Raw genomic sequence first — 24095 nt, forward strand, 5'->3', positions numbered from 1 at the left:
CGGAGCGGGAGCGGCAACCGGCGCCGGTGCGGCGGCCGGGGCCGGTGCGGCGGCCGGAGCCGGCGCGGCGGCGGCCGCACCCGCGGCGCCGATCAGCGCGAGCTGGGCGCCGACCTCGGCGGCCTCGTCCTCGCCGACCAGGATCTTCACCAGGGTCCCGGCCACCGGCGAGGGGATCTCGGCGTCGACCTTGTCGGCCGAGACCTCGAGCAGCGGCCCGTCGACCTCGACGGTGTCACCCTCGGCCTTGAGCCAGCGGGTGACGGTGCCCTCGGTGACCGACTCGCCCAGCGCGGGCAGCAGCACCGGAGTGGCGTCGCCGGCCGGCGCGGCCGGGGCGGCAGCGGCGGGGGCAGCGGCCGGAGCCTCGGCGACCGGGGCCGGAGCAGCGGCGACCGGCGCCGGCGCGGCCTCGGCGGCCGGGGCGGCGGCGGGCGCCGGGGCGCCGGAGCCGTCGTCGATGATGGCCAGCTCGGCGCCGACCTCGACGGTCTCGTCCTCGGCGACCTTGATCGCGGCGAGGATGCCGGAGACCGGCGCGGGGATCTCGGTGTCGACCTTGTCGGTCGACACCTCGAGCAGCGGCTCGTCGGCCTCCACTCGCTCACCCTCGGCCTTCAGCCAGCGGGTGACAGTACCTTCGGACACGCTCTCGCCCAGCGCGGGCAGCGTTACTGAGACCGCCATGGTTCCAGCGACTCCATTTCAAGTCTTGCGTTCAGGAAGTTCGGACAGTTGGTGAGGGTGTCGGCGAACGCGCTGATCAGTCGTGCGCGTGCAGCGGCTTGCCGGCCAGCGCCAGGTGCGCCTCGCCGAGGGCCTCGGACTGCGTCGGGTGCGCGTGGATGAGCTGCGCGACCTCGGCGGGCAGCGCCTCCCAGTTGTAGATGAGCTGGGCTTCGCCGACCTGCTCACCCATGCGGGCGCCGACCATGTGGACACCCACCACGGCACCGTCCTTGACCTGGACGAGCTTGATCTCGCCGGCGGTCTTGAGGATCTTGCTCTTGCCGTTGCCGGCCAGGTTGTACTTGACCGTGACGACCTTCTCCTTGCCGTACAGCTCGACGGCCTTGGCCTCGCTGATGCCCACCGAGGCGACCTCGGGGTTGGAGTAGGTCACCCGCGGCACGCCGTCGTAGTCGATCGGCACGGCCTTCAGGCCGGCCAGGCGCTCGGCGACCAGGATGCCCTCGGCGAAGCCGACGTGGGCCAGCTGGAGAGTCGGGGCCAGGTCGCCGACCGCGGAGATGGTGGGCACGTTGGTGCGCATGTACTCGTCGACCAGGACGTAGCCGCGGTCCATCGCGACCCCGGCCTCCTCGAAGCCCAGGCCCTGCGAGACCGGGCCGCGGCCGATGGCGACCAGCAGCAGGTCGGCGTCGATCTGCTTGCCGTTCTCGGTGGAGACCCGGACCCCGGTCTCGGTGTACTCCACGCCGGAGAAGCGGGCCTTGAGCTCGAACTTGATGCCCCGCTTGCGGAAGGCGCGCTCCAGCAGCTTGGAGGAGTTCTCGTCCTCCAGCGGAACCAGGTGCGGCAGCGCCTCGACGATGGTGACGTCGACGCCGAAGGACTTCCAGACCGAGGCGAACTCGACGCCGATCACGCCGCCGCCGAGGATGACGGCCGACTTCGGGATGCGGTCGAGCTTGAGGGCGTGGTCGGAGGAGATGACCCGGTCGCCGTCGATGGTCAGGCCGGGCAGCGACTTGGGCACCGAGCCGGTGGCCAGCACGATGTGGCGGCCCTCGACGCGCTGGCCGTTGACGTCCACCGAGGTGGCGGAGGAGAGCCGGCCCTCGCCCTGGATGAAGGTGACCTTGCGGGAGGCGACCAGACCCTGCAGGCCCTTGTACAGACCCGAGACCACGTCGTCCTTGTACTTGTGGACACCGTTGATGTCGATGCCCTGGAAGGTCGCCAGCACGCCGAACTCGGCGGCGTCCTTCGTCTCGTCGGCGATCTCGGCCGCGTGCAGCAGCGCCTTGGTCGGGATGCACCCGCGGTGCAGGCAGGTACCGCCCAGCTCGCCCTTCTCGATCAGGGCCACGCTCAGGCCCAGCTGAGCGGCGCGGAGCGCCGCGGCGTAGCCGCCGCTTCCGCCTCCGAGGATGACTACGTCGAAAACGGTGCTGGCGTCGTTCGCCACGTCACGTCCTCCATGCAATGGGTGTGGATCGTCCGGGCCGGTACTGGGGCCGGAAAGTCCCGATGCCCTTGTGGGGCGCCCAGTCGTGCCGGAAATACATCTTCGCACTTGTTCACCGCCGCTGAAGTCCGGGTCCACCCTGTGGGGGGTCCAGCGGGCCGCCGATGGGGTGCGGGTGCCCCTCCAGGAGGGGTGTCCGTGCAGGTCAGTGGGGGTGTTGCGGGGTGTCGCCGGCAGTCCGGGCCGATCGTGGCGGCAGCTGATTCCACGTCGTGGAACAAAGTTTCGCCCGAGGCGAACACGCAGGTGAACGCCGGGTGGCCCTACCGATGGGTAACCGCAGGGGAAAGTCAACCCGGGCCGCAACGCCGGCAGGGCCCGGTGCCGAAGCACCGGGCCCTGCCGCGAAACGGTTCGGGCTCAGCCCTGCGCGGTCTCCGCCGCGAACTGCACCAGGGTGCGCACGGCGCTGCCGGTGCCGCCCTTGGGGGTGTAGCCGTACGGCGCGCCCTCGTGGAAGGCGGGGCCGGCGATGTCCAGGTGGGCCCAGTCGATGCCCTCCTTGACGAACTCCTTCAGGAAGAGGCCGGCCACCAGGCCGCCGCCCATCCGCTCGCCCATGTTGGCCAGGTCGGCCACCGGGGAGTCCATGCCCTTGCGCAGCTCGGCCGGCAGCGGCATCGGCCAGGACTGCTCGCCGGCCCGGCCGGCCACCGCGTGCAGCCGGTCGCGGAACTCGTCGCTGCCCGCCATCACACCGAAGGTGCGGGTGCCGAGCGCCAGCACCATGGCGCCGGTCAGGGTGGCCACGTCGACGATCGCGTCCGGGTTCTCCTCGCCGGCCCGCACGATCGCGTCGGCCAGCACCAGCCGGCCCTCGGCGTCCGTGTTGAGCACCTCGACGGTCTTGCCGCCGTACATCCGCAGCACGTCGCCGGGGCGGGTGGCGGAACCGGAGGGCATGTTCTCGGCCAGCGCCAGCCAGCCGGTGACGTTGACCGCCAGGCCCAGGCGCTTGGCCGCGACCACCGAGGCGAACACGGCGGCAGCGCCGGACATGTCGCACTTCATGGTCTCGTTGTGGCCGGCCGGCTTGAGCGAGATGCCGCCCGAGTCGTAGGTGATGCCCTTGCCGATGAAGGCCAGCGAGGCCTTGGCCTTGGGGTGGGTGTAGGCGATCCGCACCAGGCGGGGCGGGTTGGCCGAGCCGATGCCGACGCCCATGATGCCGCCGAAGCCGCCCTTGGCCAGCGCCTTCTCGTCCAGCACCTCGACCTTGAGGCCGTGCTCCTTGCCGACGGCCTGCGCGATGGCCGCGAAGGACTTCGGGTTCAGGTCGTTCGGCGGGGTGTTGATGAGGTCGCGGGCGCGGTTCATCTCCTCGCCCAGCACGGTGGCGCGCTCCAGCGCGGCCTTGGCCTCCTTGCTGCCCTTGCGGGAGCTCAGCACGACCAGCTCACCGACCGGCTCCTTGCCGCCCTCGGCGGTGCGGTAGACGGTGAAGTCGTAGGCACCCAGCAGGGCGCCGAGCGCGACCGCCTCGACCTCCTCGGCGGTGTCGGCCGGCAGCGCCAGGCCCGCCTTCTTGGCACCGGCCAGGGTGCGGGCGGCCACGCCCGCGGCCCGGCGCAGCGCCTCGACCGGGCAGCCCGCCTCGGCCGCCTCGCCCAGGCCGACGGCCAGCACGAAACCGGCCTTGGCACCGGAGGGGGCGGGCAGCTTGGTGGCCTCGCCCTCGGCGCCGGTGGCACCCAGCGTGGTGAGCAGCTCGGCCAGCTTGCCGTCGAACGCCTCGGCCACCGCCTCGGCGCCGGAGGCCACGACCAGGCCCTTGGGGCCCTTCGCCACACCGATCACCAGGGCATCCGCGCGCAGTGCGGCGGCGGAGGAGGTGCTCACAGACAATGCAGTCACGTAAATGCGTCCTGTTCTTTCGCGGTCCACGGCCGGATGTGCGGCATGGCTACAGCCCCAGCATGCTCCGCAGTGACGGCGCAGGGCTACGGTGCTCCCCGCATGGTAGTCCGCATAGTGGGATGCCGCGTCCCTGGGGGAGCCGGGAGAAAACCGGGAACCGACGCTACGGGAGCCAGGGGTTGACTGTCAGCAGAACGAGCGTGGCGGTCTGGGCGGTTTCGAGCAGAGCGCCCAGCACGTCGCCGGTGATCCCGCCGAACCGGCGCACGCAGCGGCGCAGCAGCAGGGCCGCGGCGAGTTGACCGGCAGTCAGGCTGATCCCGAGCCAGGGCCGGGCCAGTGACAGCAGCGCGGCGCAGCCGAGGGTGCCGGCCAGTTGGGCCGCGGGGGAGACGGTGCCGGCCACCATCGCGCCCAGGCCGCCGGGCCGGGCGGCCGGCACCGACCGCAGGCAGCCCCAGCCGAGCGCGCACCGCCCGGCCACCGCCGCGGTCAGCACCGCCAGGGCGCCGTGGCGCGGCGAGTGGCCGAACAGCGCGGCCAGGCAGGCGACCTGGGCGAACAGCGCGAGCACCAGGGTCAGCACGCCGAACGGGCCGATGTCGGACTGCTTCATGATGCGCAGCGCGTCCTCGGCGGGCTTGCCGCTGCCCAGGCCGTCGGCCACGTCCGCCAGGCCGTCCAGGTGCAGCCCGCGGGTCAGCGCGGCGAGCAGCGCGACGGCGGCCACCGCGCCGAGCAGCGGGGCGCCGTGCCAGGCGAACAGGGCGCCGAGCGCGCCGGCCGGGGCGCCGAGTACCAGGCCGACCAGCGGCGCGGCCAGCATCGCCCGCCCGGCCGAGGGCCGGTCCCAGCGCGCCACCCGCACCCGGAACACCGTCAGAGTGCCGAAGGCGAACCGCAGTCCGTGCAACGCGGCCGGTTCCGGCCGCGGGCTCAGGCCGGGTTCCTCGAGGACGTGCTGATCACTCAAGGCCTGCCCAGCAGTTCGGCGGCCGAGGGCAGCGGAGCCGGCGTGCGCGGCGCGGCCGGAGCCGCCGCCGGGACGAACTCCCCCTCGGCCAGCGCGTCCGAGGCGGCCTGCAGCAGCGGCAGCGCGAGCAGTGCGCCGATCCCCTCGCCGGCCGTGACCTGCTGGTCGTGCACCGGGGTCAGGGTGAGCCGGTCGTAGGCCTTGGCCAGCGCGGGCTCACCGGTCAGCGCGCCGGCCTGCCACCACTCCGGCGCCCGGAACGAGATCCGCTGGGCCACCAGTGCGCAGGCGGCCGAGACCACCCCGTCCAGCACCACCGGCAGCCGGCGGGCGGCGGCCTGCAGCAGGAATCCGGTGATCGCCGCGAAGTCGGCGCCGCCGACGGTGGCCAGCAGCGCCAACTGGTCGCCGAGCACCGGGCGGGCCCGGCGCAGCGAGTCGCGGATCGCCGCGCACTTGACCATCCAGACCTTGTCGTCGATGCCCGAGCCGCGCCCGCAGACCGCGGCCGCGTCGGTGCCGCACAGCGCGCCGACCAGCACCGCGGCCACCGCGGTGGAGCCGACCCCGAGGTCGCCGAGCACCACCAGGTCGGTGCCCAGCTCGACCTCCTCGTCGGCGATCGCCATGCCGATCCGGAAGGCCTGCGCGGCCTGCTCGGCGGTGAGCGCGTCCTCGAGGTCGATCCGGCCGGAGCCGCGGCGCACCCGGTGCTGCGTCACCTCGGCCGGGAACTCGGCCTCCGGGGCGTCCACCGAGAGGTCGACCACGCGCAGCTCGGCGCCGAACCGGCGGGCCAGCTTGGCCACCGGCGCGGTGCCGTCCAGCACGGCGTGCACCCGGCGGGCGGTGCCGCCCTCGGCGGGCCGGGCGGAGATGCCGAGCGAGGCGAGGCCGTGGTCGCCGGCGAAGAGCAGCACCCGGGGGGCGCTCAGCGGCCGGACCGGGTCCGCGCCCTGCACCGAGGCGAGCCAGCTGCCGAGTTCCTGGAGCCGGCCCAGCCCGCCTCGTGGCTGGTCGAGCGCGGCCCAGCGCTCGTCGGCAGCCCGGCGGGCGGCGTCGTCGGGGCGCTCGACCAGCGAGGCGAAGGCATCGAGATCCACGGTGGTGTCCATCGCGGGGAACCATACCAATCAGGGATCACCCTGTCCGGGGCGCCGGCCGCTCCTGCCGCTCGCGTTCCGCCGGTGCGCCGCCCTTGATGGCCAGCGCCTGGCCCGCGACCACCAGCAGCACGTGGTCCGCCGCCTCGGCCACCGCCATGTTGAGCCGGCCCAGGGTGTCGCGGAACCGCCGCCCGGCCGGGGTACCCGGCACCACACCGAGCCCCACCTCGTTGCTGACCAGGACCAGTTGACGGGGCGTCAGCCGGACCGCCTCGGCGAGGTCGGCGCACTGGCGGGCGACCGCGGCCTCGGCGCCCCGGTGCCAGGCGTCCTCGTCCCAGGCGCCGGCCCGGTCCATCGTCCCGGTCAGCCACAGGCCCAGGCAGTCGACCAGCACCGGCGCCGGGTCCGCGGCGTCGGCCAGCACCGGCACCAGGTCCAGCGTCTCGGCGGTGCGCCAGCCGGTCGGCCGGCGCTCGCGGTGCAGCTCGACCCGCCGGGCCCAGTCGGCGTCGTCCTCCCGGGTGCCGCCGGTGGCCACGTACAGGACGTCGCGGTGCGCGGCGAGCAACTGCTCGGCCCGGGTCGACTTGCCGGACCGGGCGCCGCCGAGGATCAGGGTGCGTGCCATACGCTCCATCCTTGTCCATCAGGGTTGAGCGGCGGCACGGCGGGCAGCCTGGCAGCCGAGGAGAGGAGTTCCGATGGTCTGGACGTGGCGGTACGAGGCGGCCGACGGCACGGTGATCACGCCGGCCGACGGGGTGGAGGAGTTCTCCAACCAGGGTGACGCCGAGTCGTGGATCGGCGAGGAGTACAAGCGCCTGCTGGCGGAAGGGGTGGACCGGGTGGTGCTGCTCGACGACGAGCAGGTGATCTACCCGATGAGCCTGCGGGAGGGCTGAGCCCCCGTCAGCGGCACCGCCTACTTGGCCCCGACCAGGTGGATCAGGGCCGCCACCTGCCGGTACGGATCCTCGCGGCCGGCCCGCTCCTCGGCCTCGAGCAGCTGGCCGAGCTGGCGGCCGTCCACCGGGGCGGCGTGGTCGGGCATCGCGTCGCTGAAGACCCGCACGCCGTACCAGTGCCGCAGCGGGACGGAGACCTCGCGCAGCGTGGTGGCCAGGTCGCCCAGCCGGTCGGCGCGGGCGGTCAGGCCCAGTCGGCTGGTGTAGTGGTCGGAGTCGAAGCCCTGGAGGGCGGCCCGCCAGTCGCCGGTCAGGCCGGCCCGCATGGCCAGCGCGTCCCGGTTGCGGGCGAGCAGCGAGAGCAGCCCGCCGGGGGCCAGCATCCGGGCCAGCGAGGCGATCAGCGGATCCGGGTCGGGCAGGTACATCAGCACGCCGTGGCAGAGCACCACGTCGAAGCTGCCGGGGCCGAACCAGCGCCCGCAGTGGTGGCCGTCGCCGCTCAGCAGCCGGACCCGCTCACGCACCTCGGGCGGCTCGGCGCCCAGCACCGCCTGCGCGGCGCCCAGGGTGACCGGGTCCGAGTCCAGGCCGGTGACCCAGTGCCCGGCCCGGGCCAGCCGGACCGCCTGGGTGCCCTGGCCGCAGCCCACGTCCAGTACCCGCAGCGGGTGCTGGACGGCCCGCGCGCCGAAGTGCGCGGTCAGCTGCTCGGTCAGCTGCCGGGTGACCATCTCCTGGCGGACCAGGTTGTGCAGTCCGCCCTGCCGTTCCAGCCAGGCCCCGGCACCGCCGGCGAACGACCCGCTGCGCGCGGGCAGGCCCTGCTGGTGCCAATCCTGGCCCCAGCCGCGGTCGTGCTGACCTGCGGCCTGGCCGGGCAGCGCGTACAGACCGGGCCCCGGCGCGGCAGGGGCCCAGTCGTACGGCAGCGGATCAGCGGTCAGGGGTGCTCGCCCCGCTTCACCTGCGGCTTGGGCAGCCGCATCCGGCGCATCTGGATGGTGCGCATCAGCGCGTAGCCGACCACGCCGCGGGTGTTCTCCTGCGGGAACCGGTTGGCCAGCGCGCGGCGCAGGCCCAGGCCCATCCGGACGAAGTCCAGCACCACCAGGACCAGGAAGAGCACGAAGAGCAGGGTGGAGAGGATCTGCAGCGAGGTCACCCGGACGATGCTGAGCACCAGCACCACCACGGCGTACGGCAGGAAGAACTCCGCGACCGCCCAGCGGGAGTCGACGTAGTCGCGGGCGAAGCGGCGCACCGCGCCCTTGTCGCGGGCGGGCAGTGCCCGCTCGTCCCCGTTGAGCAGGGCGGTCCGCTGCTTCTCGCGCTCGGCACGCATCCGCTCGCGGGCCTGCTTGGCGGCCTCCTTGCGGTCCTTGGGCACGGTCACCCGGGTGCGGCGGTAGGCCTCGGCCTGGCTGCGCTTGGGGGTGGGCCGGCCCTTCTTGGCCTGCGGGTCACGGGTCTGGGGCAGGTCGTCCTGCTCGGCCAGCGCGGTGGCGGAGGAGGCGGCTTCGTCTGAACGGCGTCGGAACACACGACAAGCGTACGGGGTGCGGGCATCATGCCGTCGAGCCAGGCGTCCCGCGACCTGGCGGGAGTCCCCGCGGGGGCCTTCCGGTAGGGCTTTCCCTGTCAGGGGGCAGGGGTGCCGATCCTCCCTCGGGAGGAGGCAACCGGGGGCCCATCCGTAGCAGTCTTGTTGCAGGTAGGTGTACTGCGGTGAGGACCTCGCTGCACATACACTCGCAGTAGACGTTCGGTACGAGTCAGCAACCGCAGCCCGGAGAAGGGGGCACCCGAGGCCCATGAGCGACGGAATCATGAAGCGAATGGGGCTGATCTTCCGCTCCAAGGCGAACAAGGCCCTGGACCGTGCGGAGGACCCGCGCGAGACGCTCGACTACTCGTACCAGAAGCAGCTCGAACTGCTGCAGAAGGTGCGCCGCGGTGTGGCCGACGTGGCCACCTCGCGCAAGCGCCTGGAGCTCCAGCTCACCCAGCTCCAGCAGCAGTCGGCGAAGTACGAGGACCAGGGCCGCAAGGCCCTCTCGCTGGGCCGCGAGGACCTGGCCCGCGAGGCGCTGACCCGCAAGTCGGCGATGCAGTCCCAGATCAACGACCTCCAGGTGCAGTACCAGCAGCTGCAGGCCGAGGAGGAGAAGCTCACCCTCGCCTCCCAGCGCCTGCAGGCCAAGGTGGACGCCTTCCGCACCAAGAAGGAGACCATCAAGGCCACCTACACCGCCGCCCAGGCGCAGACCCGGATCGCGGAGTCGTTCTCCGGGATCTCGGAGGAGATGGGCGACGTGGGCCTGGCGATCCAGCGGGCCGAGGACAAGACGGCGCAGATGCAGGCCCGGGCCGGCGCGATCGACGAGCTGCTGGCCTCCGGCGCGCTCGACGACAACAGCGGCATCGGCCGCAAGGACGACATCGAGGCCGAGCTGGAGCGGGTGGCCGGCGGCAGCGACGTCGAGCTGGAGCTGGCCCGGATGAAGGCCGAGCTGGGCGGCGGGTCGGCCGGCCCGGCCGCGATCGAGCAGGGCCACGGCGGCGGAGCGCAGCAGGCGCACCAGCAGCAGCCGGGTGCCCAGGGGCCGCAGGACACCCCGCCCACCATCAACTACCAGAAGTAAGACCCGTCCGTCTCGAACAGCAGGGAGAACGACCGGCATGATCGTGCGGATCGGTGGCGAGGGCCAGTTCGAAGTTGCGGACGAGCACCTGAACCGGCTGAACCAGCTCGACGACGAGCTGCTCGCCGCGCTGGACTCGAACGACGAGTCGGCGTGGCGCGTCACTCTGGACAACCTGCTCGGTGCCGTGCGCGAGGTGGGCGTGCCGGTGGCGGCCGACTACCTGGGCCCCTCGGACGCGATCCTGCCCAGTGAGGGGGCCACGATCGAGGAGGTCCACCAGGTGCTGCGGACCGAGGGCGACGGGCTGATCCCGGGCCTGGCCGACTAGCGGCCGGGAAACGACGTGAAGGGGCGGTACCCGGACCGGGTACCGCCCCTTCGACGTGTGCTGCCGCGGTTACGGCAGGGCCAGCATCCGGTCCAGCGCGGCCTTGGCGTACTTCTCGGTCTCCGGGTCGACCGTGATCACGTTCGGCACCCGGCCCTCGACCAGCGACTCCAGCGCCCAGACCAGGTGCGGCAGGTCGATCCGGTTCATGGTCGAGCAGAAGCAGACCGCGCGGTCCAGGAAGACGACCTCCTTGTCCGGGTGCGCCTTGGCCAGGCGGCGGACCAGGTTGAGCTCGGTGCCGATGGCCCACTTGGAGCCGGGCTCGGCGGCCTCCAGGGCCTTGATGATGTACTCGGTGGAGCCGACCTGGTCGGCGGCGGCGACCACCTCGTGGCGGCACTCGGGGTGCACCAGCACGGTGACGCCCGGGATCCGCTCGCGGACCTCGCGCACCGACTCCACGGTGAACCGGCCGTGCACCGAGCAGTGGCCGCGCCACAGGATCATCTTGGCGGCGCGCAGCTCCTTGACGGTCAGGCCGCCGTTCGGCTTGTGCGGGTTGTAGAGCACGCAGTCGTCGAGCGACAGGCCCAGGTCCCGCACCGCGGTGTTGCGGCCCAGGTGCTGGTCGGGCAGGAAGAGCACCTTCTCGCCCACCCGCGGTCCGTCACCCTCGATCGAGGCGCTTCGTGCCGCGCCTTCCTCGAAGGCCCACTCCAGGGCGCGCTGGGCGTTGGAGGAGGTGCAGATGGTGCCGCCGTGCTTGCCGGTGAAGGCCTTGATGTCGGCGGAGGAGTTCATGTACGACACCGGCACGGTGACCTCGGCTATGCCGGCCTCGCGCAGCACGTCCCAGCACTCGGCGACCTGCTCGGCGGTGGCCATGTCGGCCATCGAGCAGCCGGCCGCCAGGTCCGGCAGCACGACCTGCTGGGTGTCCCCGGTCAGGATGTCGGCCGACTCGGCCATGAAGTGCACGCCGCAGAAGACGATGTACTCGGCCTCCGGACGGGCCGCGGCGTCGCGGGCCAGCTTGAACGAGTCACCGGTCACGTCGGCGAACTCGATGACCTCGTCCCGCTGGTAGTGGTGGCCCAGGATGAAGACGCGGTCGCCGAGCGCGGCCTTGGCGGCGCGGGCGCGCGCGACCAGGTCCGGGTCGGAGGCGGGCGGCAGGTCGCCGGGGCACTCCACGCCGCGCTCGCTGTTCGGGTCGGCCTGGCGGCCGAGCAGCAGCAGCGCGAGCGGGGTCGCGGACGGCTCGGTGAAGCTGGGGTCAACGGTGGTGGTCACGGGCGGCTGCCCTCCTGTGCGGCCGGAGGTTCCCAGCCTTCTCGTCTTTCTGACATTATCTATCATAACCCGTTCGCGTCACTCTGACGATGGACATCGTGTCGATGTGACGCGATCGGCTGGACAGCGTGTCCTCGCACGTGGTGGACCTGACGTCGTGCACGTCCGGGGGCGGGAGCGGACCGGCAGTGGACTGCGACGTTCCGTTCGGGAGAATGGGGCGGTAGCCGCCGTCCGCAATCCGAACCCTGGAGAGCCCGCACCATGAGCAGCAGCAGTCCGGTCGCCGGCGGCGGGGTCCAGCTGGACGAGACCGACCGGCTGCTCCTGGCCCACCTGGGCCGCGACGGCCGCGCCTCCTACGCGGAGATCGGCCTGCTGGCCAACCTGTCCGCCACCGCGGTGCGCCGCCGGATCGACCGGCTGCGGGCCCGCGGCGTGGTGCGCGGGTTCACCGTGGTGCTCGACCCGGAGCTGCTGGGCTGGCAGACCGAGGCCTTCGTCGAGGTCTACTGCCGGGAGCGGACCGCGCCCGAGGAGATCCTGGCCAGCCTGCGCCAGTTCCCCGAGGTGGTGGCCGCCTGGACGGTCACCGGCGACCCGGACGCGCTGGTCCACCTGCGCGCCGCCGACACCCGCCACCTGGAGGCGGTGATCGAACGTATCCGCAAGGAACCGGGCGTCCAGCGCAGCCGCAGCTCGGTGGTGCTCTCCCGGCTGATCGGCTGAACCAGGCCCCCGGTCGGGCGGCGCAGGAATCCTGCGCACCGCGCGGGGAAGACGCTCGAAAGCTGCCCGGACCGGCGCATTCGGACGCGCGGGCGGGGGAGTGCGCTGCCTAGGCTGATCACGCAGTTGGACAGCCGAAGGAGCCCCCGTGACCACCGCCCCGCACCGCATGCACCAGCCGGACAACGACCTGGTCGACCTGGTCTTCGGGTACATGCGCGACCGGCTGCAGTACGACCCGGTCCCGTTGGACCACCCCGGCGAGGGCGAGCGGCTGCGCGCGCACCTGGCCGGGCTGCTGAACGAGCACGGCAACGCCCCCGCCGACGTGCTCAAGCTGTACGACCACGAGCTGTCCCGCGCGGTGATCTCCGCCGACAGCCCGCGCTACCTGTCCTTCATCCCGTGCGCCCCGACCAAGGCCGCGCTGCTCTTCGACATGGTGGTCTCCTGCGCCTCGCTGCAGGGCATCTCCTGGCTGGAGGCGGCCGGGGCGATCGCGGCCGAGAACCAGGTGCTGCGCCTGATAGCCGACCGGGCCGGGCTGCCCGAGGGGGCCGGCGGCACCTTCGTCTCCGGCGGCTCGGCGGGCAACCTGTCCGCGCTGGTGGTGGCCCGGGACGCGGCGCGCCGCCGGCTCGGCGTCGGCCCGCAGGCGCGGCTGCGGATCGCGGTGGCCGACCAGGTGCACTCCTCGGTGAAGAACACCTTCAACATCATCGGGGTGGAGGCGTTCAAGGTCCCCACCGTGGACCGGCGGTTCACCGGCGAGGCGCTGCGCGCGGCGCTGGCGGCCGACCCCCACCCGGAGACGGTGATCGCCGTGGTCGGCACCGCGGGAACCACCAACGAGGGCATCATCGACGACCTGCAGGGGCTGTCCGAGGTGACCCGCGAGCGCGGCCTGTGGTTCCACGTGGACGGCGCCTACGGCGGCGCGGGCCTGTTCGCCCCCTCGGTGCGCGAGCGCTACAACGGGATCGAGCACGCCGACTCCTTCGTCGTGGACCCGCACAAGTGGCTGTTCGCGCCGTTCGACTGCGCCGCGCTGATCTACCGCGAGCCGCGGCTGGCCAAGGCGGTGCACACCCAGGACGCCGGGTACCTGGACGTGCTGCACCACGAGGGCGACGAGTGGAACCCGACCGACTACGCCTACCACCTGACCCGGCGGGCCCGCGGGCTGCCGCTCTGGTTCTCGCTCGCGGTGCACGGCACCCAGGCGTACACCGAGGCGATCGAGGCGGGGCTGACGCTGGCCCGGGAGACCGCGCAGCTGATCCGGGAGACGGAGCACCTGGAGCTGCTGCACGACCCGCAGCTCTCGGCGGTCTGCTTCCGGCGCAAGGGGTGGAGCGAGGAGCAGTACTACGCCTGGTCGCGCCAGCTGCTCGCGGACCAGGTGGGCTTCGTCACGCCGACCGGGTGGGACGGGCAGACCGTGGCCCGGTTCGCCTTCCTGCACCCGGGGACCACGATGGAGATGGTCCGCGAGATCCTCGACACGATGGCCTGACGCGCCGTCAGCGGGGCTACAGGAAACCCCCGCTGGGCAGATACGGCGCCGGCGGGCGCATCCCGCGCAGCGCCAGGTACCCGTGGTTCTCCACCGTCAGTCCCACGTCCAGCCCGACGTCCACCGCCCACTCCTGCTCGGCGGTGAGCCACTCCACCTTGGCCTCGGCACCCTCCGGCACCGCGGCCAGCGCCTCCCGCAGCAGCCGGGTGGCGATGTGCCGGGTGGTGGCCGCGAGCAGTTTGACGGTCCCGCCGTCGCGGTAGCAGTAGCCGGTGCCCGTCACGGTGTCGACCACCAGCAGCTCGTCGTAGTGGCGCAGCATCAGCTCGTGGTCCACCCCGTGCGCGGCGTCCCGCAGCCGGCGGTCGATCGAGTCCAGCAGGTGCAGGTGGGTGTGGTTGCCGCGGTGCACCGGCAGCTCGCCGGTGTCCCGCAGCGCCGACCGGTCGAGCTGCCCGGACAGCCGCATGGTCGGGTGCAGGGTGAAGCCGGCCCGGCGGTAGCGGCGGGCGGCGGCCGGGTCCACCGAGACGGTGATCATGCCGCGCAGGCAGCCGCGCCCGTGCTCCTGCGCCCGCTCCAGCAGCAGCCGGCCCACCCCCTGGCCCTGGTACTGCGGCAGCACCGCGGTCAGCGCCAGCACCCACAGCCCCTCGCGGCGCATCGACAGCGCGAAGCCGATCGCCGCCCCGTCCTGCACCGCCAGCCAGCAGCCCTGCGGGTCGGTGGCGGCCAGGTGGCCGGCCCTTGCCCGCTGGAAGGCGGCCTGGGCCTCGGTCGGCACCCGGGTCGAGTCGGGCGTCAGCGCACCGAAGGCCGCGTCGGAGATCTCGCGGACGGCCTCGGTGTCGGCGGGATCGTCACGGAGCTGGCGCAGGATCATCCGACCATCCTGGCCGCTCCTGCGGTGCCGTGCCGCCGGTTTTCCCGGATCGACTGTGAGCGGCGGCACGTCCGGGCCGGTGAACGGGCCGTGACCGGGTCCCGCGCGGTGTGCGAGCATGGACGGACGGGGTGCGGACGGCGGCTCGCCGAGACACCCCCACCGAGTTCCACTGCCCGGAATCAATCCGGGCGGCCGCTGGTTTGCACTGGTGGCAGTTTGTCGTCACAGACCGGGAGTACAGATGACCGTCCAGGACGAGACCACCGTCGAGAGTGGTCTGCTCCTCACCGACGCGGCCGCGGGCAAGGTCAAGGGCCTGCTGGAGCAGGAGGGCCGCGACGACCTCGCGCTGCGCGTCGCCGTGCAGCCCGGCGGCTGCTCGGGCCTGCGCTACCAGCTCTTCTTCGACGAGCGCTCGCTCGACGGCGACGTCGTCAAGGACTTCAACGGCGTCAAGGTCGTCACCGACCGGATGAGCGCCCCCTACCTGGGCGGTGCCACGGTCGACTTCGTCGACACCATCGAGAAGCAGGGCTTCACCATCGACAACCCGAACGCCACCGGCTCCTGCGCCTGCGGCGACTCCTTCAGCTAGTCGACAGCCGCGCTCCTAGCGGCAGTGAAACGGGCGGCGGCCCCCGGAGTTTCCGGGGGCCGCCGCCCGTTTCGCAGTCCGGGGTCAGTTGCCGGCGCTGACCGGGCCGCCGTTCGGGGCCGTCTCCAGCGGGACGTTCGACCCGTCGCGCAGGCTGACCACCGAGCGGCCCTGCAGCGGCTGGGACAGGTCGGCCACCACCGAGTCGCTCTTGACCAGGGCCGGGCACATCTCGCCCACCCTGGCCGGCTGGGTGACGACCACGTCCACCCCGACCTGGCCGGCCTTGGTCTCGTTCAGCTTGAGGCCGTACTTCTCGCAGGTGCCGCCGAAGAAGAAGACGGTCAGCTGGTTGCCCTGGGTCAGGTAGCCGGTCGGCTTGAGCCGCTGCTGCGGGTCGTTCGGGTTGTCCGGCGGGGTGGCCCCGCCGGCCGGCGGGGCGGTGGTGGGCTTCAACGGGGCCGAGCCGCCGGGCGTGCTGCCCGCCGACGGGGCGCCCGCGCCGGGCGTGCTCCCGTTGCCCGGCGCCGGCGAGGCGCTCTGGCCCGGGGCGGCCGGGTCGGCGCTGCCCCCGGCGGTGGCACTGGCGCCGGAGCTCGGGGAAACGGTTGCCGCGATGCTCGCCTTGCTGCCGGAGCCGCCGCCGCAGGCGCTGACCGCCGTGGACACCGACAGCAGCAGGGCGGCGGCCGCCAGGGTACGGCGGGTGCGGCGGTGGGCCGGGTGGGCGGGGGTCGACTCGTCCATGGTGCGACGTCCTCCAGTAGTCGGCGGATCCGGGTGCAGTGGTGACTGCGCGGATCTGACGTGTCCGGGAGGAATCCGGTTCCCGCCCCGGGCGGCGGACCGGTCAGAGGCCGTACTCGGCCATCCCGGCCACCAGCGCCCTGGTCCGGTCCGGCACGGTGATCGGGCCGCTGGGGGCCGCGCCCGGCTGCGGCGACCCGGCCACCAGCGGCCAGAAGTGGCCGAGCCGGCGGGAGGAGTCGAGCAGGGCGTCGAGGGTGTCCGGGTCCGTCTCGGCCAGCAGAGCGGCAGGCACCTGGACGGGGGATGAGGGGGGAAGCATCGGGGCTCCGATCGCCGACCGCGGCCTCGTCGCCGCGGAATGGGGCTGTGATCGCGACCCTAGGCGCCCGCCGGGGGAGCTGCCAGACCTACCCGCAGGTAGTCGCCCGGACGGTACCTTAGGGGGGTTGTCCCCACCCCCGTAGCAAGGAGTCCCCGTGCGGATCGCCGTCGCCGGCTCGATCGCCACCGACCACCTGATGACCTTCCCCGGCCGGTTCGCCGACCAGCTGGTCCCGGAGCAGCTGCACACCGTGTCGCTCTCCTTCCTGGTCGACACCCTGGACATCCGCCGCGGTGGGGTGGCCCCGAACATCAGCTTCGGCATGGGCCTGCTGGGCCTGCGCCCGGTGCTGGTCGGCGCGGCCGGGGCGGACTTCGCCGAGTACCGGTCCTGGCTGCAGCGGCACAACGTGGACACCGACTCGGTGCACATCTCGGAGACCCGGCACACCGCCCGCTTCATGTGCACCACCGACGAGGACCACAACCAGATCGCCTCCTTCTACACCGGGGCGATGGCCGAGGCCCGCAACATCGAGCTGCAGCCGATCGCCGACCGGGTCGGCGGCCTGGACCTGGTGCTGATCGGCGCGGACGACCCGCAGGCGATGGTGCGGCACACCCAGGAGTGCCGCACCCGCGGCTACGCCTTCGCCGCCGACCCCTCGCAGCAGCTGGCCCGGCTCGACGGGGACGACATCCGCGAGCTGGTGGACGGCGCCGCCTACCTGTTCAGCAACGAGTACGAGGCCGCGCTGATCGAGTCCAAGAGCGGCTGGACCGCCGCCGAGGTGCTCGACCGGGTCGGCACCCGGATCACCACGCTGGGCAGCAAGGGCGTGCGGATCCAGCGCAAGGGCGAGCCGGACATCACGGTGCCCTGCGCGCCCGAGCAGAAGAAGGCCGACCCGACCGGCGTCGGCGACGGCTTCCGGGCCGGCTTCCTGGCCGGCGTCTCCTGGGAGCTGGGCCTGGAGCGGGCCGCGCAGATCGGCTGCATGCTGGCCACCCTGGTGATCGAGACCATCGGCACCCAGGAGTACGAGCTGCGGGCCGGCCACTTCCTGGAGCGGTTCTCCGCCGCCTACGGCGAGGCTGCCGGCGCCGAGGTGGCGGCCCGGCTCAGCTGAGCCTGCGCACCAGGTAGGCGAAGCCCCGGTCCGCCCCGTAGTCGGCGGCCGGGGCTTCGCCCTCGTAGGCCTGCCCGCGCATCTCGCACCAGGCCGGGATGTCCAGCCGGGCCGCCTCGTCGTCGGCCAGCACCACCACCAGGCGGCCCGGTTCGACCTCGCCGAACCGCTTGGCCAGCTCGATCACCGGCAGCGGGCAGCGCTTGCCCAGCGCGTCCAGCACCAGTGCGTCGGACGCCGGCGCGTGGGGCTCCGCCCCGCCCGGCGGGACGGCAGCCGCAGTCGGCTGCACGGCGGCGGCCGGCGCCGGCAGGTCCAGCCCGAGCGGCTCCCGCACCCGGGCCACCAGTCCCGGCAGCACCGCGAGGAACCGCTCCACCTGCTCCGCGGTGGTCCCGGTCGGCAGCGAGACCCGCACGTTCCCCTCGGTCAGCACGCCCATCGCGGCCAGCACGTGGCTGGGCGTCAGGGTGCTGGAGGTGCAGGAGGAGCCGGAGGAGACCGCGATGCCGGCCCGGTCCAGCTCGGTCAGCAGCACCTCACCGTCCACGTACAGGCAGGAGAAGGTGACCAGGTGCGGTAGCCGGTGCACCGGGTCCCCGACCACCTCGACCTGCGGAACCAGCTGCGGCACCGCGGTGCGGATCCGCTCCACCAGGGCGTGCAGGCGGGCGTTCTCGGCCGCCGCCTCGGCCCGCACCGCGCGCAGCGAGGCCGCCGCCGCCACGATCGCGGGCACGTTGACGTACCCCGGCACCCGCCCCGACTCGCGCTCGTCGGCCGGCAGCACCGAGGCGAACCGCACCCCCTTGCGCACCGCCAGCACCCCGACCCCGGCCGGGCCGCCCCACTTGTGCGCGCTCGCCGCCAGCAGCGACCAGCCCGGCGGCACCGGCAGCCGCCCGGCGCTCTGCGCGGCGTCCACCAGCAGCGGCACCTCGCCGAGCAGCGCGGCGGTCTGGGCCACCGGCTGCACCGTGCCCACCTCGTGGTTGGCCGACTGGAGCACCGCCAGTGCGGTGTCCGGCCGCACCGCCGCGGCGAACCCGGCGGGGGAGACCAGGCCGGCCCGGTCCACCCCCACCGCCGTCAGCTCGCCGCCGTCCGCCGCGAAGAGCTCGGCGGTGTGCAGGACGCTGGAGTGCTCGACGGCGGAGTGGACCAGGTGACGCCCCGTCCGGCGCCGCCCGCGCAGCGCGCCGAGCATGCCCAGGTGCACCGCCTGGGTGCCGCTGCTGGTGAAGGACACCTCGTCGGGCCGGGCGCCGAACAGCTCGGCCACCGTCTCGCGGGCGGCGTCCAGCAGCATCCGGGCCTGCCGGCCGGAGCGGTGGAGCCGGGCCGGGTCGCCCCAGCCCTCGTCCAGGGCGGCGGCCAGCGCCTGCCGGGCCACCGGGTGCAGCGGGGCGGTGGAGGCGGCGTCGAAGTAGAGGTTCGGTGAGGACGACACACCCGACACCGTATCCGGAGGTCACGCTCCGTCAGTCGACCACTGGCGGTCGGCGCCTTATGTCCGGTTCGTCCGGTGCCGACGGGGCGTCACCCGATCGTCTGAGAGCCATCCCTCGATCGGGTGTACGGAGTCGGAAAGCCGGTGGTGACCAGGGATTCCGTACTGCCGGGGGCTGATCGGGTAGCCGGGCGGCGCGTTAGGAGGACCTGCCCGTCAGGGGCGCATAAGCCTGGAGTAGGGTTTGGCCCGCATAAGCATTCAAACCGTGCCCGTGGGCGGGTCGCTCGGGGAGGCGAAGGACCTCCGCGCGGGCGGCGTGGTCGCGGGCGAGACTTCGGGAAGGCGCTACGTGAGTCCCAACGGCTCCGACCGCTCGCCGCGGCGCACGATGCGGCGGAAGCTGCCTCAGGCGCTGGCACTGGGCCTCGTCATCGCGACCGCTACCGGCTGCTCGGCCAACGACCTGCCCAGGCTTGGCCTCCCCAGCCCCGTCACCAAGGATGGCCACCTGGTCCTCCAGATGTGGCAGGGGTCGTGGATCGCGGCGCTGGCAGTAGGCGTTCTGATGTGGGGTCTGATCATCTGGAGCGTGATCTTCCACCGGCGCAGCCGCACCGGCATCGAGATCCCCCCGCAGACCCGGTACAACGTGCCCATCGAGGCGCTCTACACCGCGGTCCCCATCGTCATCGTCTCGGTCCTCTTCTACTTCGTCGCCCGTGACGAGGCGAAGCTGACCCAGGTCTCGGCCAAGCCGCAGCACTTCGTCAACGTGGTGGGCTTCCAGTGGAGCTGGGCGTTCAACTACGAGAACACCGAGATCCCGGACCCGAACAACCAGCAGGCCGCGTACGACGTGGGCACGCCCAAGCAGATGCCGACGCTGTGGCTGCCGGTCAACGAGTCGGTCCAGTTCCGGCTGACCTCGCGTGACGTGATCCACGACTTCTGGCCCGTCAACTTCATGATGAAGATGGACGTCGTGCCGGGCGTGGTCAACAAGTTCGAGGTCACTCCCACCGTGATCGGCGAGTACGACGGCAAGTGCGCGGAGCTCTGCGGCGTGGACCACTCCCGGATGCTCTTCAAGGTGAAGGTCGTCTCGCACGACGACTACGTGAAGCACCTGCAGGACCTGCGGGCCAACGGCCAGGCCGGGGCGGTGCCGTCGGGCGCCATCAGCATGGGAAGTGAAGCGAAGTGACCATCCTCAACGAACCCGCCGCCGGCGGGGCGCATGGGGGCGCCGTCCGGGCCGACGGGGTACAGCGCACCCGCAAGCCCGGTGCCACCATCATCAAGTGGCTGACCACCACCGACCACAAGACGATCGGCACGATGTACCTCGGTACCTCGTTCGCGTTCTTCCTGATCGGTGGCATCCTCGCGCTGGTGATGCGTGCCGAGCTGGCTCGTCCGGGGACCCAGATCCTCTCGAACGAGCAGTTCAACCAGGCCTTCACCATGCACGGCACGATCATGCTGCTGATGTTCGCGACCCCGCTCTTCGCCGGCTTCGCGAACTGGATCATGCCGCTGCAGATCGGTGCCCCCGACGTCGCCTTCCCGCGGCTGAACATGTTCGCCTACTGGCTCTACCTGTTCGGCTCGCTGATCGCGGTCGGCGGCTTCCTCACCCCGCAGGGTGCGGCCGACTTCGGCTGGTTCGCCTACTCGCCGCTGTCGGACGCGGTCCGCTCGCCGGGTGTCGGCGCCGACATGTGGATCATGGGTCTGGCCTTCTCCGGCTTCGGCACCATCCTCGGTGCGGTCAACTTCATCACCACGATCATCTGCATGCGCGCGCCCGGCATGACGATGTTCCGGATGTCGATCTTCGTCTGGAACGTCCTGCTGACCGCCGTGCTGGTCCTGCTGGCCTTCCCGGTGCTCGCCGCCGCGCTGTTCGCCCTGGAGGCGGACCGCAAGTTCGGGGCCCACGTCTTCGATCCGAACAACGGTGGCGCCCTCCTGTGGCAACACCTGTTCTGGTTCTTCGGCCACCCCGAGGTGTACATCATCGCGCTGCCGTTCTTCGGCATCGTCTCCGAGATCATCCCGGTGTTCAGCCGCAAGCCGATGTTCGGCTACTCCGGCCTGATCGCCGCGACCATCGGCATCGCCGGCCTCTCGGTCACGGTGTGGGCGCACCACATGTACGTCACCGGCCAGGTGCTGCTGCCGTTCTTCTCGTTCATGACCTTCCTGATCGCGGTCCCGACCGGGGTGAAGTTCTTCAACTGGGTCGGCACCATGTGGAAGGGCTCGCTGAGCTTCGAGACCCCGATGCTCTGGACGGTCGGCTTCCTGGTCACCTTCCTGTTCGGCGGTCTGACCGGTGTGCTGCTGGCCTCCCCGCCGATCGACTTCCACGTCTCGGACTCGTACTTCGTCGTCGCCCACTTCCACTACGTGGTGTTCGGCACCGTCGTCTTCGCGATGTTCGCCGGCTTCCACTTCTGGTGGCCGAAGATGACCGGCAAGATGCTGGACGAGCGCCTGGGCAAGATCACCTTCTGGACGCTGTTCTTCGGCTTCCACACCACCTTCCTGGTGCAGCACTGGCTCGGCGCCGAGGGCATGCCCCGCCGCTACGCCGACTACCTGGCCTCGGACGGCTTCACCACGCTGAACACCGTCTCGACCATCGGGTCGTTCCTGCTGGGCCTGTCGATCCTGCCGTTCCTGTACAACGTCTGGAAGACCGCCAAGTACGGCGAGCCGGTCAACACCGACGACCCGTGGGGCTACGGCCGCTCGCTGGAGTGGGCGACCTCCTGCCCGCCGCCGCGGCACAACTTCCTCACCCTGCCGCGGATCCGCTCGGAATCCCCGGCGTTCGACCTGCACCACCCCGACATCGCCGCGCTGGACTACCTGGAGCTGCACGGCCACCCGGCCAAGCACCTCGCGGGCGTCATCCCGGCCGAGTACGACGCTGACAAGAAGAAGGAGGGCGACGCCTGATGAAGGAGCAGGGCAAGATCTTCGCGGGCTTCGCCGCCTTCATCCTGATCATGGCCGTGGTCTACGGCGTGTGGACCACGCACAGTGACCACGGCACCGAGGCGGCCGGCACCACCGCGCTCTTCCTGGCCTTCGGCCTGTGCGCGTTCATCGCCTTCTACCTGGGCTTCACCTCCAAGCGGGTGGACACCGGCGCGGGCGACAACCCCGAGGCCGAGGTCTCGGACGACGCCGGTGAGATGGGCTTCTTCGCCCCGCACAGCTGGCAGCCGCTCTCGCTGGCGATCGGCGGCGCGTTCGCCTTCTGCGGCGTGATCTTCGGCTGGTGGCTGATGTTCTGGGCCGCCCCGCTGATCCTGATCGGCCTGTTCGGCTGGGTCTTCGAGTTCTACCGCGGCGAGAACCAGAACCAGTAGGCCCCGGTTCTCTCCCACCCGACGGCGGGCCCCCTCTGCGGAGGGGGCCCGCCGTCGGGCTTTCGGCTGTGGCGGGGCTCTCGGCTGCGGTCGGTCATTCACCCGGCCGGGTGCAGCGGCGTGCGGGTCCCCCGGTTGGGTGCGGAGATGTTCCTACGATCTGATGCATCGTCCGAACCTCAGGAGGATCCGGTGGGCGGCACACGTGCAGCAGGACGGGGGACGACGGGGGCCGGACGCGGACGGAGAGGACGGGCCTGGCTGGTCCTGGCGCCACTGCTGGCGGGCCCGGTGGCCGCCTGCTCGGGCGGCGGCACCGGCTCCCAGCCGGCCGGAGTGGCCCCACCGCACGCGATCGACGCGGGCCGGCTGGTGCACACCTCCGCGGCCCCGAACACCGACCCCGGCAAGCCGTTCACGGTGACCACCGCGGCCGGCGGCGCGCTGACCGACGTGACCCTCAGCGGCCCGGACGGCCGCCAGGTGGCGGGCGCACTGGACGCCGACGGCCACGGCTGGCACAGCACCGGGCCGCTGGCCCCCGGCACCCACTACACCGCCCGGATCGCGGCCACCGACGGCCACGGCGGCCGCGGCGAGACCACCGCCGACTTCAGCACCAGGCAGGCCGACCGGCTGCTGACCGCCGTCCTCGGCCCGGACCTGGGCCGGCAGGTCTACGGGGTGGGCGAGCCGCTCACCGTGCAGCTCTCCGAGGCGGTCACCGACCCGGCGGCCCGGCGCGTGGTGGAGCAGTCGCTCGCCGTCTCCTCGCAGCCCGCGGTGCTGGGCGCCTGGTACTGGGTGGACGGCAAGAACCTGCACTTCCGGCCGCAGGAGTACTGGCCGGCCGGAGCGAAGGTGAAGCTGTCCTGGAACGCCCAGGGCCGATCCATAGACGGCCAGCTCTACGGTGGGGACCCGGGCAGCCTGGCCTTCACGGTCGGCGACCGGGTGGAGGCGATCGTGGACGCCGCCAGCGACCAGCTGACCTTCAAGCGCAACGGCCAGGTGGTGAACACCATCCCGGTGACCACCGGCAAGCCCGGCTTCTCGACCCGCAACGGGATCAAGGTGGTGCTCGGCCAGGAGCGCCAGGTGCAGATGAGCAGCGAGACCATCGGCATCGCCAAGGGCAGCAACGAGGCCTACGACCTCAAGGTGGAGTGGGCTACCCGGGTGACCTGGAGCGGCGAGTACGTGCACGCCGCGCCCTGGTCGGTTGGCTCGCAGGGGGTGGAGAACGTCAGCCACGGCTGCACCGGGATGAGCACCGACAACGCCAAGTGGTTCTACGAGCAGACCCGGGTGGGCGACATCGTCCAGGTGGTCAACAGCAAGGGCCACGACATGGAGCTGTTCGGCAACGGCTTCGGGGACTGGAACCTGAGCTGGTCGGACTGGCTCAAGGGCAGCGCGCTGGGCAAACCGGTCAACACCGACACCCCGGCGACGGCGGTCGCGGCCGCCACCCTGCGGCCCCAGGTCTGAGCGGCCGTCAGGCGGATCCGTAGACGAGGTCCAGCGCGCCGCTGACGGCCGCCAGGGCCTCGTCGCGGGTCACGCCCAGTCGGCGGGCCCGCTCGGCGAACTCGTGCGCCGCGGCGGCGGCGTGGCGGTGCGCGGTGTCGCCGACCGCGGCCACCTGGGTGCCGCGCCGCCCGTGCGTCTCCACCACGCCGTCCGCCTCCAGCTCGCGGTAGGCCCGGGCCACCGTGTTGGCGGCCAGGCCCAGCTGCTCGGCCAGCGCCCGCACGGTCGGCAGCTTCGACCCGGCCGGCAGCTCCCCGGTCCTGGCCTGCTCGGCGATCTGCGAGCGCAGCTGCTCGTACGGGGGAACGGCTCCCGCGTGGTCGATCCTCACCTGCACCTGTGACTCTCCTCACTGACGGACGATCAGCCCAATGCGCCATGTGCCAAGGGCCGTTGCCCGGCGAACTGCCGGGCAACGGCCCTCAGGTGGCTGACAAGGTCCCGGTCGCCGGGGCGGCCGGGGGGAGA

Annotated in this window: 25 protein-coding genes; 11 read left to right on the forward strand and 14 right to left on the reverse strand. The window is 72.4% G+C overall.

What is annotated here, in order from left to right:
- The 6 genes from C7C46_RS25445 to cobU all read right to left on the reverse strand — a co-directional run.
- Nucleotides 1-687 (reverse strand): biotin/lipoyl-containing protein (locus C7C46_RS25445; protein ID WP_342775429.1); only part of this gene is annotated, 687 nt, incomplete at its 3' end.
- Between the two features lie 76 nt (nt 688-763).
- The gene (lpdA, locus tag C7C46_RS25450; RefSeq protein WP_110672252.1) at nt 764-2152 is read right to left on the reverse strand and encodes a dihydrolipoyl dehydrogenase; all 1389 of its coding nucleotides are present in this window, start codon (nt 2150-2152) and stop codon (nt 764-766) included.
- A 420-nt stretch (nt 2153-2572) separates the two neighbouring features.
- Nucleotides 2573-4066 (reverse strand): leucyl aminopeptidase, encoded by a 1494-nt coding sequence (locus tag C7C46_RS25455; protein ID WP_110672253.1) that lies wholly within the window; start codon nt 4064-4066, stop codon nt 2573-2575.
- A gap of 166 nt (nt 4067-4232) precedes the next feature.
- Complete coding sequence (locus C7C46_RS25460; RefSeq protein ID WP_110672278.1) at nt 4233-5009, reverse strand: adenosylcobinamide-GDP ribazoletransferase; 777 nt, start codon at nt 5007-5009, stop codon at nt 4233-4235.
- Nucleotides 5010-5038: 29 nt separating this feature from the next.
- On the reverse strand, nt 5039-6157 hold the full coding sequence (locus tag C7C46_RS25465) for a nicotinate-nucleotide--dimethylbenzimidazole phosphoribosyltransferase (RefSeq protein ID WP_110672254.1): 1119 nt from the start codon (nt 6155-6157) through the stop codon (nt 5039-5041).
- A 25-nt stretch (nt 6158-6182) separates the two neighbouring features.
- Entirely contained in the window at nt 6183-6779 is a 597-nt protein-coding gene (cobU, locus tag C7C46_RS25470; RefSeq protein ID WP_342775430.1) for a bifunctional adenosylcobinamide kinase/adenosylcobinamide-phosphate guanylyltransferase, read from the reverse strand.
- Nucleotides 6780-6852: 73 nt separating this feature from the next.
- On the opposite strand from cobU, the gene C7C46_RS25475 reads away from it, so the two are divergent.
- Nucleotides 6853-7053, forward strand: coding sequence for a hypothetical protein (locus tag C7C46_RS25475; RefSeq protein ID WP_110672256.1), 201 nt, complete (start codon nt 6853-6855; stop codon nt 7051-7053).
- A gap of 20 nt (nt 7054-7073) precedes the next feature.
- On the opposite strand, the gene C7C46_RS25480 is transcribed toward C7C46_RS25475, so the two are convergent.
- Together C7C46_RS25480 and C7C46_RS25485 are read right to left on the reverse strand one after the other, a co-directional pair.
- On the reverse strand, nt 7074-7790 hold the full coding sequence (locus C7C46_RS25480; RefSeq protein ID WP_181442515.1) for a class I SAM-dependent methyltransferase: 717 nt from the start codon (nt 7788-7790) through the stop codon (nt 7074-7076).
- A 209-nt stretch (nt 7791-7999) separates the two neighbouring features.
- Nucleotides 8000-8599 carry a DUF3043 domain-containing protein gene (locus C7C46_RS25485; RefSeq protein ID WP_245984881.1) on the reverse strand — a complete coding sequence of 200 codons (600 nt, stop codon included), beginning with the start codon at nt 8597-8599 and terminating at the stop codon, nt 8000-8002.
- A 271-nt stretch (nt 8600-8870) separates the two neighbouring features.
- Here C7C46_RS25485 and C7C46_RS25490 point away from each other — a divergent pair, with 271 nt between their 5' ends.
- Together C7C46_RS25490 and pspAA are read left to right on the forward strand one after the other, a co-directional pair.
- Nucleotides 8871-9701, forward strand: coding sequence for a PspA/IM30 family protein (locus C7C46_RS25490; protein ID WP_245984883.1), 831 nt, complete (start codon nt 8871-8873; stop codon nt 9699-9701).
- 37 nt (nt 9702-9738) lie between these two features.
- Complete coding sequence (gene pspAA / locus C7C46_RS25495) at nt 9739-10032, forward strand: PspA-associated protein PspAA (RefSeq protein WP_110672259.1); 294 nt, start codon at nt 9739-9741, stop codon at nt 10030-10032.
- A gap of 69 nt (nt 10033-10101) precedes the next feature.
- Here the strand turns inward: pspAA and nadA are convergent, their stop codons facing one another.
- Complete coding sequence (gene nadA / locus C7C46_RS25500) at nt 10102-11394, reverse strand: quinolinate synthase NadA (RefSeq protein WP_110672260.1); 1293 nt, start codon at nt 11392-11394, stop codon at nt 10102-10104.
- Between the two features lie 198 nt (nt 11395-11592).
- Between nadA and C7C46_RS25505 the strand changes: the two genes are divergently transcribed.
- Nucleotides 11593-12057, forward strand: a complete 465-nt coding sequence (locus tag C7C46_RS25505) for an Lrp/AsnC family transcriptional regulator (RefSeq protein WP_110672261.1) — start codon at nt 11593-11595, stop codon at nt 12055-12057.
- 148 nt (nt 12058-12205) lie between these two features.
- The gene (locus C7C46_RS25510) at nt 12206-13573 is read left to right on the forward strand and encodes a pyridoxal phosphate-dependent decarboxylase family protein (RefSeq protein WP_245984889.1); all 1368 of its coding nucleotides are present in this window, start codon (nt 12206-12208) and stop codon (nt 13571-13573) included.
- 16 nt (nt 13574-13589) lie between these two features.
- Here the strand turns inward: C7C46_RS25510 and C7C46_RS25515 are convergent, their stop codons facing one another.
- Nucleotides 13590-14459 carry a GNAT family N-acetyltransferase gene (locus C7C46_RS25515; RefSeq protein WP_110672262.1) on the reverse strand — a complete coding sequence of 290 codons (870 nt, stop codon included), beginning with the start codon at nt 14457-14459 and terminating at the stop codon, nt 13590-13592.
- Between the two features lie 244 nt (nt 14460-14703).
- On the opposite strand from C7C46_RS25515, the gene erpA reads away from it, so the two are divergent.
- Nucleotides 14704-15057 (forward strand): iron-sulfur cluster insertion protein ErpA, encoded by a 354-nt coding sequence (erpA, locus tag C7C46_RS25520; protein ID WP_110672263.1) that lies wholly within the window; start codon nt 14704-14706, stop codon nt 15055-15057.
- Nucleotides 15058-15141: 84 nt separating this feature from the next.
- Here the strand turns inward: erpA and C7C46_RS25525 are convergent, their stop codons facing one another.
- Nucleotides 15142-15804, reverse strand: a complete 663-nt coding sequence (locus C7C46_RS25525) for a hypothetical protein (RefSeq protein WP_110672264.1) — start codon at nt 15802-15804, stop codon at nt 15142-15144.
- Nucleotides 15805-15907: 103 nt separating this feature from the next.
- The gene (locus C7C46_RS25530) at nt 15908-16099 is read right to left on the reverse strand and encodes a hypothetical protein (RefSeq protein ID WP_110672265.1); all 192 of its coding nucleotides are present in this window, start codon (nt 16097-16099) and stop codon (nt 15908-15910) included.
- A gap of 184 nt (nt 16100-16283) precedes the next feature.
- Between C7C46_RS25530 and C7C46_RS25535 the strand changes: the two genes are divergently transcribed.
- Nucleotides 16284-17258 (forward strand): carbohydrate kinase family protein, encoded by a 975-nt coding sequence (locus C7C46_RS25535; RefSeq protein ID WP_110672266.1) that lies wholly within the window; start codon nt 16284-16286, stop codon nt 17256-17258.
- On the opposite strand, the gene C7C46_RS25540 is transcribed toward C7C46_RS25535, so the two are convergent.
- Nucleotides 17251-18708 (reverse strand): cysteine desulfurase/sulfurtransferase TusA family protein, encoded by a 1458-nt coding sequence (locus C7C46_RS25540; RefSeq protein ID WP_110672267.1) that lies wholly within the window; start codon nt 18706-18708, stop codon nt 17251-17253. The genes C7C46_RS25535 and C7C46_RS25540 overlap by 8 nt on opposite strands.
- 352 nt (nt 18709-19060) lie before the next feature.
- Between C7C46_RS25540 and ctaC the strand changes: the two genes are divergently transcribed.
- The 4 genes from ctaC to C7C46_RS25560 all read left to right on the forward strand — a co-directional run bounded on the left by ctaC (nt 19061) and on the right by C7C46_RS25560 (nt 23585).
- The gene (ctaC, locus tag C7C46_RS25545) at nt 19061-19915 is read left to right on the forward strand and encodes an aa3-type cytochrome oxidase subunit II (protein WP_110672268.1); all 855 of its coding nucleotides are present in this window, start codon (nt 19061-19063) and stop codon (nt 19913-19915) included.
- The gene (ctaD, locus tag C7C46_RS25550; protein ID WP_110672269.1) at nt 19912-21678 is read left to right on the forward strand and encodes an aa3-type cytochrome oxidase subunit I; all 1767 of its coding nucleotides are present in this window, start codon (nt 19912-19914) and stop codon (nt 21676-21678) included. The genes ctaC and ctaD overlap by 4 nt, the downstream gene beginning before the upstream one ends.
- On the forward strand, nt 21678-22094 hold the full coding sequence (locus tag C7C46_RS25555; protein WP_110672270.1) for a cytochrome c oxidase subunit 4: 417 nt from the start codon (nt 21678-21680) through the stop codon (nt 22092-22094). The genes ctaD and C7C46_RS25555 overlap by 1 nt, the downstream gene beginning before the upstream one ends.
- Before the next feature lie 261 nt (nt 22095-22355).
- Entirely contained in the window at nt 22356-23585 is a 1230-nt protein-coding gene (locus tag C7C46_RS25560; protein WP_425470119.1) for a L,D-transpeptidase, read from the forward strand.
- 7 nt (nt 23586-23592) lie between these two features.
- On the opposite strand, the gene C7C46_RS25565 is transcribed toward C7C46_RS25560, so the two are convergent.
- A complete protein-coding gene (locus tag C7C46_RS25565; protein ID WP_110672272.1) occupies nt 23593-23964 on the reverse strand; it encodes a GntR family transcriptional regulator in 372 nt (123 codons plus the stop codon).
- Between the last annotated feature and the right edge of the window lie 131 nt (nt 23965-24095).

Origin of the sequence: Streptomyces tateyamensis (genome assembly GCF_003205575.1) — a bacterium.
Taxonomy (GTDB): domain Bacteria; phylum Actinomycetota; class Actinomycetes; order Streptomycetales; family Streptomycetaceae; genus Kitasatospora; species Kitasatospora tateyamensis.